This window comes from Leptolyngbya sp. FACHB-541 (genome assembly GCF_014695875.1).
In the GTDB taxonomy this organism is placed as follows: Bacteria; Cyanobacteriota; Cyanobacteriia; order Elainellales; family Elainellaceae; genus JAAUTN01.
In genome coordinates, this window is sequence record NZ_JACJPC010000051.1 from 101,987 (window position 1) to 116,080 (window position 14,094).

At 48.5% G+C, this 14,094-nt stretch carries 12 protein-coding genes; all 12 read left to right on the plus strand.

The features are described from left to right. Nucleotides 1-79: 79 nt before the first annotated feature. The 12 genes from H6G00_RS11025 (at nucleotide 80) to H6G00_RS11080 (ending at nucleotide 13,896) form a co-directional block, all read left to right on the plus strand. Nucleotides 80-931 carry a helix-turn-helix domain-containing protein gene (locus H6G00_RS11025; protein WP_190796749.1) on the plus strand — a complete coding sequence of 284 codons (852 nt, stop codon included), beginning with the start codon at nucleotides 80-82 and terminating at the stop codon, nucleotides 929-931. A 229-nt stretch (nucleotides 932-1,160) separates the two neighbouring features. After that, nucleotides 1,161-2,261: a DUF2382 domain-containing protein gene (locus H6G00_RS11030; protein ID WP_190796750.1), complete on the plus strand. Its 1,101-nt coding sequence runs from the start codon at nucleotides 1,161-1,163 to the stop codon at nucleotides 2,259-2,261. A 68-nt stretch (nucleotides 2,262-2,329) separates the two neighbouring features. After that, nucleotides 2,330-2,734, plus strand: coding sequence for a hypothetical protein (locus H6G00_RS11035; RefSeq protein WP_190642081.1), 405 nt, complete (start codon nucleotides 2,330-2,332; stop codon nucleotides 2,732-2,734). A gap of 42 nt (nucleotides 2,735-2,776) precedes the next feature. Continuing rightward, nucleotides 2,777-3,835, plus strand: a complete 1,059-nt coding sequence (locus H6G00_RS11040) for a SpoIID/LytB domain-containing protein (RefSeq protein ID WP_190796751.1) — start codon at nucleotides 2,777-2,779, stop codon at nucleotides 3,833-3,835. A 175-nt stretch (nucleotides 3,836-4,010) separates the two neighbouring features. Then, on the plus strand, nucleotides 4,011-4,415 hold the full coding sequence (locus tag H6G00_RS11045) for a fasciclin domain-containing protein (RefSeq protein WP_190642079.1): 405 nt from the start codon (nucleotides 4,011-4,013) through the stop codon (nucleotides 4,413-4,415). 149 nt (nucleotides 4,416-4,564) lie between these two features. Further along, the gene (locus H6G00_RS11050; protein WP_190685487.1) at nucleotides 4,565-5,662 is read left to right on the plus strand and encodes a fatty acid desaturase; all 1,098 of its coding nucleotides are present in this window, start codon (nucleotides 4,565-4,567) and stop codon (nucleotides 5,660-5,662) included. Between the two features lie 109 nt (nucleotides 5,663-5,771). Continuing rightward, nucleotides 5,772-6,011: a DUF3134 family protein gene (locus tag H6G00_RS11055; protein WP_190642077.1), complete on the plus strand. Its 240-nt coding sequence runs from the start codon at nucleotides 5,772-5,774 to the stop codon at nucleotides 6,009-6,011. A gap of 327 nt (nucleotides 6,012-6,338) precedes the next feature. Then, nucleotides 6,339-7,427, plus strand: coding sequence for a choice-of-anchor A family protein (locus tag H6G00_RS11060; protein WP_190796832.1), 1,089 nt, complete (start codon nucleotides 6,339-6,341; stop codon nucleotides 7,425-7,427). A 123-nt stretch (nucleotides 7,428-7,550) separates the two neighbouring features. Next, complete coding sequence (locus H6G00_RS11065) at nucleotides 7,551-9,818, plus strand: Tex family protein (protein ID WP_190796752.1); 2,268 nt, start codon at nucleotides 7,551-7,553, stop codon at nucleotides 9,816-9,818. Nucleotides 9,819-10,446: 628 nt separating this feature from the next. After that, a complete protein-coding gene (locus H6G00_RS11070; RefSeq protein WP_190796753.1) occupies nucleotides 10,447-10,968 on the plus strand; it encodes a hypothetical protein in 522 nt (173 codons plus the stop codon). Nucleotides 10,969-11,341: 373 nt separating this feature from the next. Further along, nucleotides 11,342-13,234, plus strand: coding sequence for an alkaline phosphatase PhoX (locus tag H6G00_RS11075; protein ID WP_190796754.1), 1,893 nt, complete (start codon nucleotides 11,342-11,344; stop codon nucleotides 13,232-13,234). Nucleotides 13,235-13,320: 86 nt separating this feature from the next. Then, a complete protein-coding gene (locus H6G00_RS11080) occupies nucleotides 13,321-13,896 on the plus strand; it encodes a PEP-CTERM sorting domain-containing protein (RefSeq protein WP_190796755.1) in 576 nt (191 codons plus the stop codon). The last annotated feature ends 198 nt before the right edge of the window (nucleotides 13,897-14,094 follow it).

Genomic DNA, 14,094 nt, shown 5'->3' on the forward strand with positions numbered 1-14,094 from the left:
TTCCGTTGCGCTACGATTCACGCAGAAGACCTATGTAGACGATTTGTGTAGGTCGTCCCATCATTCCATCAGGAATTCTATGGTTCAACATTTGACCGCTGCCAATCCTGATCAAAAGCACTCATTCGGCATATTGCTGAAACAGTGGCGCAACCAGCGGGGTTTCAGTCAGCTTGATTTAGCGGTGACCAGTCAAGTTTCTCAACGCCACATTAGTTTCCTTGAATCGGGACGCGCTAAACCCAGCCGAGAAATGGTGCTGCAACTGGCAACTGTTCTAGAGATTCCGCTCAGGCAGCAAAACTTGATGCTAACGGCAGCGGGGTTTACTCCGATTCACGCTGAGACAGATTTGGCGGCTCCTGAGATGGCGTCAGTGCGTAAGGCAATCGATTTTATGTTGCGGCAGCAGGAACCCTATCCGGCACTCGTAGTCGATCGCTACTGGCATCTGCTTTTAGCCAATGATGCTGCGACTCGGCTGCTAACGACCTTTATTGGGTTAGATCAACTGCAAGCTCACTTTTGCACAGACGGAAAAATCAATCTGATGCGGGCTGTCTTTCATCCGCAGGGGTTACGCCCGTTTATTGTCAACTGGGAAGAATTTTCAGAGCATTTGCTGCAACGGCTGCACCGTGAAGCGATGGCAGAAGTTGAACACGAGCAGTCTATGTCTACTCTGCTGCTGCACGAACTGATGAGTTATCCAGGTGTCCCTGAAATTTGGCACACCACAAACCACACAGCACAAAATACGCTACTTCTAACTATCCACCTTAAGCGAGATGCGCTGGAGCTACAGTTTTTCTCAACGATCGCCACTTTAGGGACACCCTATGACATTACGCTTCAAGAACTGCGGATTGAATGTATGTTTCCAGCGGATGAAATTAGCGATCGCACCTGGAAGCAAATCAGCCCGGTATAAATCATTCTCCGGCCTTGCCCAGAGCGATTCAGCGAAAATTTTTTGATGAAAAAATTTTGACAATTAAAACGGATTTGGTACAACGCCAGAATTTTTGACAATATAGATTTTATATAGCAGTTCTAAATCAGCTGTAAGACGAGCCGGGTGCGCCTCTCATCACCCATTCAGTCAGTCCACTCAGTTAGGATTGTTATATAGATTTCATCACACTTACTGGAATTGCAAGATGAACGACCTAAAATCTGTCAAAAAAGCTGCATCTACAGTGTCAAACGCTCGTCATGCCAAAGCTTTGGTTGACAGGTTAAGGGGAAAAGTGAATAACTTTGCGGTGCTTGACGCGCAAGGTGGGTTGATCGGCGAAGTCCAAGATTTAGTGCTAGACCCTTCGGGGGATGAAGGAAATTTTAACCTGGCGGTCATTCACCCCACGCCTACCGGAAATCGCACGCTGTTGATTCATAGTGGTTTGCTGCGAAAGATTGATATTCCAAACCGCACTTTCTTCACCAAGCTGAGCGAGGCAGAAGTGGAACAGCTACCTGAGCATCGATCGCTTGACACCTCCGAAAGCCGAGAGCTAGCAGAACTAACTTCTGGCGAAAGGTCGCAAGAGCTAAGTCTGGTCGGTGGTTCTAAGCGAGAGGTTGAATCTTCTGGCGAATTTGATCCCTTTCCGCCCGAAGGACTTCAAGGCGCTTTAGAAACGACGCCTCCGGCGACTGATGCTCTGTTGGACACCACTTCGTCTACGACTGAGCCATCGCAGGTGATCGAAGAAGTCGTGCGAACCCTCGAAGAGAAGCTAGTCCTCAATCGCGGCAAACGCAAAGCGGGTGAGGTGATTGTGCGTAAAGAAGTTGAAACGCGCATGGTTGAGGTGCCGGTGCGCTACGAGAAGCTAATCATAGAGCAGATTGGGACAGATGTCGGCGCAGAAACTCGCCAGCTTGCGGCGATTGACCTGGGCAAAGGGGAAGTGATTGGGGTTGAGTTTGCTGATGCTTCAGATTCAACCTATCTACCCAGAGTTAAGGGCGAATTTGCCACCCCTGCGGCTGCCAGCCACGTTCTAGATATGATCGCCAAAACTTTGCACCACCGCTGCAAGCAGGTCAACATCGAAATCTTGCTGGGCGGCTGGGATGTGCAAAAAACTTACCACGAGTTTCCCAGTCCGCGTCTGGCCGGACAGATGTTGGAGGCGATCGCCAAAGCCCTTCCCCACCGCTGCAATCAGGTCAACGTCGAGCTTTTAGTCGAAAACTCCCAGATCCAGCGCACCTACCAGGAATGGTTTGAGCAATTCCGGTCGCAGGATTCGTAACCTGGCAAGACCCATGACCCCTGATCAAATATGCAAGGATGTAGAAAGTGCTGCTTTAATCTCTACCCATGTCTTCAGTTGATCCAGCTTTGGCTCCTTTACTGCAACGCTTGCGCCAGTTACGGACTGCATTAATCCGCCTGCACAAGGCTCTGCTAGATTCTGAACGGATTGTCTATGAGCAGTTTCACGGACGCATTCAGACGAATGGCGAGTTTTTTCAATTGGTAATTGGGCACGAATGGTTTAGCTGGCTGCGCCCTATTTCTCAGTTTATTGCTCACCTGGATGAGACGCTGAGCGGTAAGGAGCCAGTCACCCTAGAGCAGGCAAACCAGCTTTTGGAGCAGGCGCGATCGCTGATTCAGCCTGCTTCAGAAAATGCATTGAAAAAGCGCTACTATCACGCTATTCAGCGTGACCCTAACATTGCCCTGATGCACGCAGAAGTGGCAAATTTGCTGGTTGCTTAGCTCATCGAGTAGTTTAGTGAGGAGCATTTGAACTGCTTGAAAATGAATTGGCAGCAAACCATTAAACGGCTCAAACCTTATACCTGGGTCATGCTGCCGCTGCTGGGAGTGGTAGCGGTTGGAGTGGTTTTGGCTAGGCAACTGCTGTTACCTGGTGCAGTGCCTGCTGGAGATGACTTGGCTTACCCAGTAGAACGGGACGCGACAAAGCTGGCTGCTGCATCTATTCTCTCCCCGGATGCCACACCTGCAACTCAGGCTTCCCCTACACCCTCGCCAACGCCATCGGCTGCGGCTCCTACCCTAACCCCAGAGCAGGAGGAATTGAACCGCCGCAACACCGAAGAGTTTTTGTCTTCTTTACCGTCGGTCGATTCGCTAATTGAGATGCGGGTGGCGATCGCTACAGGGATTCCTTCTGCTGCCATTCGCACGTCTACAGACGCGGTTGTGTTTGACGAGGATGGAGAGCAACTCCAAACGCTCTCTGCTGAGACAACCTACACGGCTCAGCCCAGTGGCAATTCAGTTCAGCTAAACTCCGCCCAACTGCCCTCTGTGGTCATGATCGATCCGTCGCCTCAAGGACTGTTTTATTTGGGCGATCGCGGCTATCGGGGGCGATTGTTGCTGATTGCGGAGGGGGGAAATCTTTGGGCAGTCAACTTTGTGGACATGAGAAGCTACCTCTACAGCGTTGTAGGTAGTGAAGTATCACCCAGTTGGAATGTGGAGGCGCTCAAGGCACAGGCGATCGCCGCTCGTTCCTATGGGTTGACCTATCACTTTAAACCCGTCCATTCTGCCTATGATATAGGTTCAACCGAGCGCTATCAGGTCTATCGAGGCATTGAACGAGAGGCAGATACAATTCGTCAGGCGGTCGATGCAACCGCTGGAGAGTTTGTTAGCTACGAAGGCGGCATTGTTGAGTCGCTGTATGCTGCCTCAGATGCGATCGTGATGGAAGCTTTTCAAGGACGCGGAATGAGTCAGCTAGGAGCGCTAGATTTAGCAAATCAAGGATATAGCTACCAGCAAATCTTGAGTAATTACTATCCTGGAACTGAAGTGGGTCGAATCAAACAAGAGTTTGAATAAAACTGAAAGATAGTACAGCATTGTAATGTTTTTAGGAATGGTAGGTGAGGTACTGAGCGCCCCACCTACTATTTCTATGCAAGAAGTACCAAGTGAAAAAGCAACAAGCGATACTTTCTTTTTGGAAAGTAGTCTACACTAGTCAGCAGACAAGCAAAAAAACTAGGTGATTTCGTTGGCTAACATTGTTGATACTGCCGCTAATGCTGGTTCTTTCAGCACCCTAGTTACTGCAATTAAAGCTGCCAATCTGGTAGATACTTTGAAAGGCGCTGGTCCTTTTACTGTTTTTGCACCTACTGATGAAGCGTTCGCTAAACTCCCTGATGGGACGGTAGATGCACTGCTTAAGGACATCCCAAAACTCAAGCAAATTCTGACTTATCACGTTGTTTCAGGCAAAGTGATGGCATCTGATGTAGTTAAGCTAAAATCAGCAACTACTGTTGAAGGTTCAGATGTAAAAATCGATGCTACAAATGGCAGTGTTAAGGTAAATGATGCCACAGTTGCAACTCCTGATGTTGCAGCAGATAACGGCGTGATTCACATCATTGACACCGTATTATTGCCTGCTTAATTGCTTGGTTGAATAATACTTTTTAGATGCGGGGTAACAGTTGTTGATAGCTGTTGCCCCGCATCTGTTGAGAGATAGCGTTTGAAGATTGTTCGATACATCTCTCAATTACACCCCAACTGTTAACTCTAAAATTATTAAGCAAATCTATGAAGTCAGTTGATGAGCAACTGTTAATTCCTCAAGCCGATTACATCAAATTGTTGCGTCCATTGCTTCCAGTCGAAGCATTTGAGCCTGATCTAAATAAGCTCGTCATCCTTCTGCTTAATCTGATCATTTTAGGATTAGGCTGGGCGATCGCAACCTACTTAAATCAGTGGCAAACCAGCCTTTTATGGCTTTATTTACCCCTGACGCTCATTATGGGCAACAGCATCATTGTTTTATTGTTCAGCTCTCATGCGTTGATGCACGGCAGCGTTATTAAAAATTCTCGTCTAATTCATTGGATCAGTTTGTTGGGTTTAGCTATGTGGTGGATGCCTCCCACACTCTGGAAAGCAGTTCATAATCGAGAACATCATGGTAAGACGAATTCTTTAGCTGATCCGGATCGCAATTATTTATCCAAGCAGTCCAACACTTGGGGAAAGTGGATTCAGAATCAATTTGTCCCCTCTTCCGAGGTAAATCCTATTTGTTTAGCCATTGGCATGGCTACAGCTTGGGGAATTCATGGCTTTCGCAATCTCACTTCTGTACTGTTGTTTAATCGCAAAGATGTTGACTATGTTCCCGCTGCTTTTACAGTTAGCGCTAGGGAGCGTTGGGCGATCGCCCAGGAATTTCTGCTAATTTTCATGCTTCACTTCAGTATCATGGCTTATCTAAACTTTGAGCCAATCAAACTGGTGTTGAGCTATTTCCTGCCGATCGGAATTGGCTATGCCGGAGCTATGTTCTACATTTTTACAAATCACATGCTGTGTCAAATGACAAGCATCAACGATCCGTTAATTAATAGTGTCTCTCTGAAAGTCCCTAAGCTATTGGATGTGCTTCACCTAAATTTCTCTTATCACACGGAACACCATATCTTTCCAGGGATAAATTGTGATTATTATCCTGTTGTTCAAAAATTACTGCAGCTCCATTATCCCGAACGGTTGAATTTATTAGAGGCAGGGGAAGTTTGGCGTTTACTGATGCAAACTCCTCGACACCATCAAAACGACACCACTTTTACAGATTGGTCAGGGAAAAAGTTTGTGTCTTGTCCTCTTAGTCAACCCATGGAGGATTAGTGAGCTCAATGAAAAACTGCGTTGTGAAGCTGCAAGATGTATAAACTTTTACCAGGTTCTGTTTCTGTGTTAGAGTAGTTAATACAAATAGCTAATTAGGTGAGCAAAGATGTCCACGCCACGTAATCCTGCTCTCCGTCAAGAACTTTTGAGCCAAAAGCCACTTGTCATTCCTCCTAGAGAGAATGAATCAATGTTCGAATGGTTAGAAAGCACTGGGCGATTTAAGCCTTATGAGACGGCTGAAGAGATCCCCTATAAGCCAGTAGAAGAGTTGGAGGAGATTATGGATGCCCCTCTCTATGGTGTAGATAAGGAAGATGATGATGATTGGGGTGGAGAGGACTAATTACTCCTTCTCAATTAAAGATCAGGGATGTGCTCCCGCGACGGGGGGCGCATCCCTGATCTTTAATTGAGAAGGGAACAATCTCAAACACTACATCGCTAAATATAGTAAAAATTGCAGCTTCAAAACGATTTGCTTTGAGGCTGCAATTTTTCTTTTTTCTCCTGAATTCCGCTCCACCACTTGATTAGAGAAAATTTGTTCTCTTGCTAACAAAGCTAAGACCTCTGGTAAAGAGACGGTAAGCTCTGATACAAACGCCCTGTAATGTCCCCAGTTGTCCGATGAGAGTTACAGAAGTTGCACCACTTATTGGAACTCTCGACTATGAGTCATACACTGATTCGCTTTGGGCAATTGGCAGCGACCCTTCCAGTTGTTGCTTTTAGCGTTGGTTATGCAACGCAGGCAGGCGCGGTTAGCCTCGGGCCCGCTGCCGAATACAACGTCTTTGTATTGGGAGACTATAACCAGACCGGCACAGATACCGAAGGAAAATTAGCCGTCGGGGGTGATGCCAGCTTTACGGATGGCTTTGCCGTCGGAATGCTGCTAAGGGGTGAGGGCAATGGAGAGGCCATGGTTGTTGGGGGAGACACAACCCTCAGCAATGGCAAGGTCTATGGAGATGCCACGTTTGGTGGAAATCAGGCGATCGCCTCCAATGTTGGCTTTGAAGTATTAGATACCAACAATCAGGTGATTCGGCAGGGCAACATCACTCAGAGTAAGCCGATTGACTTTGCTGCTGCCGGACAGCACCTACGCACGCTATCAGCCTCTCTCCACGCCCAGTCACAGGCTGTCCCCACAACCAAAGAAGTGAGAGAAGAATGGGGCAACCGTTTCACCACCCTCATTGGAAACAATACCAAAACATTATTTGAGCAATATGGCACCAGCCTATTGGCGACCATGGAAGGTTCTGACTCTAAGCTGAATATTTTCAATATCTTTGCTGATGAGTTGGCAAATACGAAATACTTCAACATTTTGGCTCCTGAAGACTCCACTGTTCTAATCAACGTCACTGGCGAAGTTGCCTCCATGTCTGAGTTTGGCTTCTTCTTCAATGGGGAAGATTGCAACAACAGCAATGTCCACATGGGGTGCCGAGGCAAAGCCCAAAATGTCTTGTTCAACTTCTCTGAGGCAAAGTCGCTTGACCTGAACAGCATCAGCATCATGGGCAGCGTCTTAGCTCCGAATGCCGATGTGAAATTCAACAATGGTCACATTAACGGCAACCTGATCGCAGGCTCTCTGTCAGGCAACGGTCAGTCTAACTTGCATCTGTTTAAAGGTGATCGTCCCGAAAGTCCTGATACTGAGTCGGTTCCAGAACCCGGAACGGTAGCGGGAATTATCTTGTCGCTAGCTGCTTTCGGCGCATCTCGTCGTAAAAAAGCTGAGTGATAGGAGTTGGGGGTTGAGGGCTCCTCGTTACAAGGTAGAACCTGGAAACGAGGTTTAAAGTCCCCAATCCCTAATCCCGCTATCATAGGGTCTATCCTAGATCAGGCTCTCTAGATAGACTCGATGCTGAACATTCCTCAACTGCTGGCAAACGAACTCTCGCTCAAACCGTTTCAGATTCAAAATGCGCTGGAGCTTTTTGGCGAAGGCGCAACGGTGCCGTTTATTGCCCGTTATCGCAAAGAGCGCACAGGCGAAATGGACGAAACGCAATTGCGTAAGCTGTTCGATCGCTACACCTACTTGACAGAGTTGGAAGAGCGGAAGCAGAGCATTCTGGAGTCGATCGCCCAGCAGGACAAACTCACCGACGAGCTACGCACCAAAATAGAGGCGTGTCTGCAAAAAAATGACTTAGAAGATTTGTATCTGCCCTATCGTCCCAAACGTCGTACCAGAGCAGCGATCGCTCGTGAGAAAGGGCTGGAACCACTCGCAACCTGGATTAAATCGCTGAATCATCCCAAAGCAGAGGAGCGATCGCTAGAAGAGGAAGCCGCCAAATACGTTTCTGCGGAGAAGGGAGTAGCAACGGCTGAGGCTGCCCTGAGTGGTGCGTCAGACATCCTGGCAGAAGAGGTAGCAGACACTGCCAAACACCGCGCCTATTTGCGCGAATACCTGATGGAATCCAGCGTATTGACCTCGCGCATCAAACCAGATCATGCAGAAGGATCGACCAAGTTTGAGATGTATCGCAACTATCAAACGAAGGTTAAAACGGTTGCACCCCATAACCTGTTAGCGCTCTATCGAGGTGAAGCAGAGGGCATTTTGGAAGTAGCGCTGGAGTTTGACCAGGATGCAGTCTTGTCTTACCTAGAATCTGAGGAAATTCGCACAAAAGTGAAACCCGTGCGTGACTTTTATCGGGCAATGGTGCAAGATGCCTTCGATCGCCTGATGAAAAACTCACTGATTACTGAAGTTCGCACTGCCAAAAAGCAAGCCGCTGATGTAGAGTCGATCAAAACCTTTGAGGCAAACCTGCGAGAACTGTTGTTAGCGGCACCTGCCGGAATGAAGCCAACGCTGGCGATCGACCCCGGTTTTCGCACAGGCTGCAAAGTGGTCGCGCTGGATCAAACGGGTCAATTTTTAAAGTATCAAACGATCTTTCCCCACCATTCGGCTGAGCAGCGCAAACAGGCAGCCCGAACGCTCGCAGACCTGATTCAGACTTATCACATTGAACTGGTGGCGATCGGTAATGGCACCGCTGGACGGGAAACCGATGAGTTTGTCAAAGAAGTACTGCAAACGTTAGAACGCAAGCCCATTTCGGTAATCGTGAATGAGGCGGGTGCGTCGGTGTATTCAGCCAGCGAGGTGGCGATCGCCGAATTTCCTGATCAAGATATCACCGTTCGCGGCTCCGTTAGCATTGGTCGTCGTCTCCAAGATCCACTTGCAGAACTGGTGAAAATTGATCCCAAATCGATTGGCGTGGGGCAATATCAGCACGACGTTGACCAGAAACTGTTGAAAAAGAAACTGGACGAAACCGTTGAAAGCTGCGTGAACTACGTTGGCGTAGATCTCAACACCGCTTCAAAGGAATTACTCACGTTTGTGTCGGGAATTTCTGCTGCCGTTGCCAACAACATTGTCGCCTATCGCAATCAAAATGGCGCATTTCGCAATCGTCGCCAACTGTTGAAAGTACCCAAATTGGGACCAAAAGCATTTGAACAGGCGGCTGGTTTTTTACGCATTCGAGAGGGCGAAAATCCGTTAGACAACACAGCGGTTCACCCAGAAAGCTATCGCGTAGTTGAGCAAATTGCGGCTGATTTAAACCAGCCGCTGCAAAACATCACTGAAATTGCCGCTCGGTTAAAGCAGATTGACCTGAAGAAATATGTGACAGAGGCGATCGGTGAACCAACCCTGCGTGACATTCTGACGGAGTTGGAGAAGCCGGGACGTGATCCCCGTGCCGAGTTCAAATATGCCACGTTTAAGGAAGGGATAAAGGAAATCTCTGATTTAAAGGAGGGCATGGAGCTAGAAGGTGTAGTCACCAACGTGGCTAACTTTGGTGCCTTTGTTGACGTTGGTGTCCATCAGGACGGGTTAGTGCATGTGTCGCAGTTGGCAGACCGATTCATTAGCGATCCCAAACAGGTGGTCAAAGTCGGGCAGGTGGTGACGGTACGCGTTTTAGAAGTGAATGAACAGCTTAAACGAATTAGTCTGTCCATGCGTTCTGCCGATAAGCCTGCTCCTGCTCAAAATCGTCCCCAAAAAGGAAAATCTCAACCGTCAGCTTCGCAGCCTTCAGCTCCCACTTTAGAAGATCTGAAAGCGAAGTTTGGCAAACGAAAGTAGGGTGTTGCTGACTCAGACCAGCCATTTAGTAGCGGAACACGCTTAAAACGTTGGGTTCCGCTTTGCTCCACTCAACCTACTTCAAGAGTTTTGTAGGATGGGTGAAGCAGAGCAGAACCCATGCTGTTAAAGAAACTGAGCTGGAAGATCCGATACTAAATCCGTCTGTAGAGTAGCAGTACCGGGAGGGGCGAAGCATTCGGCAAAAGAATTGTGCCTTAGTGGCAGGAATCATGACCGAATGCTTCGCCCTTACACCCAATAGTGATTCTTTACGAAATGGATTCCGTATGAGTCCTGAAACTAACGCAGTAAATTAGCTTAAATGCGTCAGTAGAGGAATTTATCGCTGTAGCTATACAAGGGGAGACTGCTGTAAGTCCCACTGCTGTAACAAACAAAACTTGGACAGAGCCGAGAGCCAGAGACGTACTTCCTGATTGAGTACGCCTCACAATATCTTCATACTTGTTCTCGCTCTTTTAAAGTTCAGTTCAACTCGGCTTAACCCTTGCTTGACCTTCTCATAAAAAATTAATGGGAACATCAATACGGTTGTAAACCAAATGGTCTGTAATATTTCAGACTTCTTACTCAAGCAGAGTACTTTAGATAGGTTTTTGATTTCGTGTCTCAAAAGACTTTTACTCACCGATTTTGGATGGCGATCGCAGTCTCATTCATGTTTAGTTTTTTGAGTGCAAACTATCAGCCTGCACAGGCAGAAGATGAACGGATTGTGATTGATATGCCCGTAGATAGGCAGGTCGATCACAGTGAGTTGGTTGCACAGGCAGAGTCGCTGCTGGGCGAGGCGATCAGTCGTCAGTTTAGCCAAAACCCTGATCTTTCGACTCTTCAAGTAGATGTGGTGGGCGATCGCAATGGTGAGATGATTCCAATTCTGACCGTGACTGTTTCTTGCGCTCAGTGGCAGGCAAATCCTCAGGTGAGTGCCTGGAGCCGATATTACCGTGCCTCTTACGCTTTGCTTCAACGACATGAGGCAGCGGAAACAGTGGCAGTGGCTCCAGCTAGAGCTGCGGATGGAAACACTGATATCCAAGATCGCTTTTGGATCGATGAAGCCTTTGATTCGGGTCGTCTCACTGGAGCAGCCGCCCAGGATTATCTGAGTGATCTGGATTGATTTTGAGGTCCGAGTGCAAGCCTGTCCAATTGATGTGACGGACTGGTGATAAATCCCTGATAAGAACTCAAAGTTCTGTCGCAATCAAGTGTGTGAGTTCTCATCAGAGAAAAGCTTCAGATTCTAATGGGGAGGGTGCTGACCGTGTTTTGACTCAAAAGTGGGTGGTTTCACGTTGATCGAATTCCAGGACTTACAGCCATTGTCAGGTGGATAAGCCACGGGTAGGGGCAGTTGGCGAACTGCCCTGCAGAAATTTGTGGTCTACACAAGTGGAAACTGCTGTAAGTCATTTTTCTAACCCTAACAGGTTCAGTTAGTTAGTTTGACAACAGATTCGGCTAGCAAGTTCAATATTGAGAGGAGAACACAGGTGATTCACGATAACGGAAGTAGCAATAGATCGGGCAACCGTTCTTTTGAGGACGTTCTGCGGGCTAGAATGTCTCGGCGTAACGTTCTTGCGCGTGGTGCTGCACTGTCAGCCACTGGTTTTTTAGCAGCGCTAGCTGGCAACAAGCTGTTTACTCAGGAAGCCACTGCTGCTACAGCCCAGGCTGCTGGTGATGCCGTTGCTCAAGGTACTGGAACGGCGATCGCCCGTCAAGGCGGCAGCCTCATCAACTTCTCATTTGTCCGTGCGGCAGATGGCGCAGGCGCTACCCCCAGCATTTCATCTGATTATCAGTACGAGGTGCTAATCCCCTGGGGAACCCCCATTCAACCCGGTGGTCCAGCTTACAACGGTGAACCCAACAGACGACCCACCGCCGCCCAGCAGGCTCAGCAAGTGGGAATTGGTCACGACGGCATGTGGTTCTTCCCCATTGGTGAGGGTAACGATCACGGAATGCTAGCAATTAACCACGAGTTTGGTGACAACACTCACATCCTTGGTAAAGAAGCGCCAGAAAGCCTTGAAGATGTACGTCTCTCCCAGCACGCTCATGGTGCATCAGTAGTTGAAATTAGAAAAGTGAATGGCAGGTGGCAGAATGTCAGCAGCTCCAATGCTCGCCGCATTCACGTCAACACACCCGTTACCTTCAGTGGTCCAGCTGCCAACAGCCGTCTGCTCAGAACCGCTGCAGGAAATGCACCTTTGGGAACCGTGAACAACTGTGCTAACGGCAAAACCCCTTGGGGAACTTATCTCACCTGTGAGGAAAACTTCAACGGCTACTTTGGTGCAACGGGTGCTTGGACGCCCACAGAAGCGCAAGCTCGCTATGGTTTTTCAGCAGGTGGTGCTGGCTACAATTGGCATGTCTTTGATCCTCGTTTTGATCTGTCAAACCCCCGCTATGCCAATGAAGAGAACCGCTTTGGCTGGGTGGTTGAAATCGATCCAATGAACGCCTCTCAAACACCTGTGAAACGTACTGCACTGGGTCGGGTTAAGCACGAAAATGCAGAGGTTGTAGTTGGACAAGGCGGTCGTGCCGTAGTCTACATGGGTGATGATGAGCGCTTTGACTACATCTACAAGTTTGTTTCTGATAGCAATTGGCGATCGATGGTTGCACGGGGCATCAGCCCACTGGATCAGGGTAAGCTCTACGTTGCTAAGTTCAACGACGACGGCACAGGCAGCTGGATTGAACTCACCATCAACAACCCTGCTCTCAGAGCTAAATTTGCAGATCAGGCTGAAGTGTTAACTTACACTCGCCTTGCAGCTGACGCGGTAGGGGCTACCCCAATGGATCGCCCAGAGTGGATTTCTGCTGGACCCAACGGAGATGTTTACGCGACTCTCACCAACAACACTCGACGCACAGAAGCTACCCCTCCTAACCCACAGGCACCCAACCCCTTTGGTCACATCATCAAGTGGCGCGATAGCAACAATCACGTCGGCACCACCTTTACCTGGGATATCTTCGTTCTTGCGACAGATACTCACTCTACTGAGAAGAGCGCTTTTGGTAGCCCAGATGGTCTATGGGCTGACCCCGATGGACGGCTATTCATTCAAACTGATGGAGAGCAGCCTGAAGTTAATGGTGTGAAGCTAAATGATCAAATGTTGGTTGCTGACCCAGGTTCAGGGGAAATTCGCCGCATCTTCTCTGGAGTAACGGCTTGTGAAGTTACTGGTATTACCGTAACACCCGATCGCCGAACCATGTTTGTCAACCTTCAGCACCCAGGTGATGGTGACCCAGCGCTGACCAACTTCCCAGCACCCCAAGGAAGCGGCAGAATTCCTCGTGACGCAACCATTGTAATCACCCGTAAAAACGGCGGCATCATCGGTTCCTAGATTCGGTATGGCGTTGGGTTTGCTGCTAGCAGCAAATCCAACGTCCAGCAGTTTGTTTTATCCGCAATTACTCACTAGGTAATTTTATGAAACGTTTTGCGCTTGCTGTCGGGTTGGGTTTAGGTTTAACGGCGATCGCTGCCCCTGCTCATGCTGCACTCTTTGCTTGGGATGTTGAATATAGAGGTTGGTGGGAAGAAAGTGGCGGCGGTTCTATCTTTGGAACAATCGTTGCAGATGAGGAAGACACTCAGGATGGCATCATCTCCGGTGATGAGTTGAAATCCTGGCTCTGGAACTGGAGCGGAAATGATGTTGTACCTGCGTTTTTCTTCTCTTCTAAAGAGTCAGGTGCAACAGCAGACTTTGACGCTAGCTTTTATGTTGATGGCAGACTGAATCAGCCCGAACTGCTAGATGGACTTGACCAGGGAACTTTCACTTCTGGTTCTGGTGATGCAGTTCTAGATTTAGAATTCCTGTACGCAATCTCCTACACCGATGGCGTTGAATCTCTCTCACCCGGCAATCCCGAAGCAGTGCTTGGAACGGTTGCCGTCGCAGATCCCGTTCCTGTTCCTGAACCTGCTGCTGTTTTAGGTTTAACTGCTCTAGCGGGTTTGGCTGCTACCACCCTCAAGCGCCAGAAGCTAGAAGCTTAGAGGGCTGTAAACTCCTTAAGGTTAGAACAAAGGAAGGGAGGCAGGGTAAAGCCCTGTCTCCCTTTTTTCTCGTTTCTAGCTTTTAACCAGAATGTAATTCTAGAGGCTCTGCCTCTTGCAGCTGGAGGAGGTACCTCGAAGCAGTATTCTCAAGCTATACCTGGAAACGAGGCAAACGAGGCAATCTCTCTAAATCTG

Excerpts from the sequence above, each read along its gene's own strand:
- H6G00_RS11025 (WP_190796749.1), top strand. The coding sequence starts at position 80 with ATGGTTCAACATTTGACCGCTGCCAATCCTGATCAAAAGCACTCATTC.
- H6G00_RS11030 (WP_190796750.1), top strand. The coding sequence starts at position 1,161 with ATGAACGACCTAAAATCTGTCAAAAAAGCTGCATCTACAGTGTCAAAC.
- H6G00_RS11035 (WP_190642081.1), top strand. The coding sequence starts at position 2,330 with ATGTCTTCAGTTGATCCAGCTTTGGCTCCTTTACTGCAACGCTTGCGC.
- H6G00_RS11040 (WP_190796751.1), top strand. The coding sequence starts at position 2,777 with ATGAATTGGCAGCAAACCATTAAACGGCTCAAACCTTATACCTGGGTC.
- H6G00_RS11050 (WP_190685487.1), top strand. The coding sequence starts at position 4,565 with ATGAAGTCAGTTGATGAGCAACTGTTAATTCCTCAAGCCGATTACATC.
- H6G00_RS11055 (WP_190642077.1), top strand. The coding sequence starts at position 5,772 with ATGTCCACGCCACGTAATCCTGCTCTCCGTCAAGAACTTTTGAGCCAA.
- H6G00_RS11060 (WP_190796832.1), top strand. The coding sequence starts at position 6,339 with ATGAGTCATACACTGATTCGCTTTGGGCAATTGGCAGCGACCCTTCCA.
- H6G00_RS11065 (WP_190796752.1), top strand. The coding sequence starts at position 7,551 with ATGCTGAACATTCCTCAACTGCTGGCAAACGAACTCTCGCTCAAACCG.
- H6G00_RS11080 (WP_190796755.1), top strand. The coding sequence starts at position 13,321 with ATGAAACGTTTTGCGCTTGCTGTCGGGTTGGGTTTAGGTTTAACGGCG.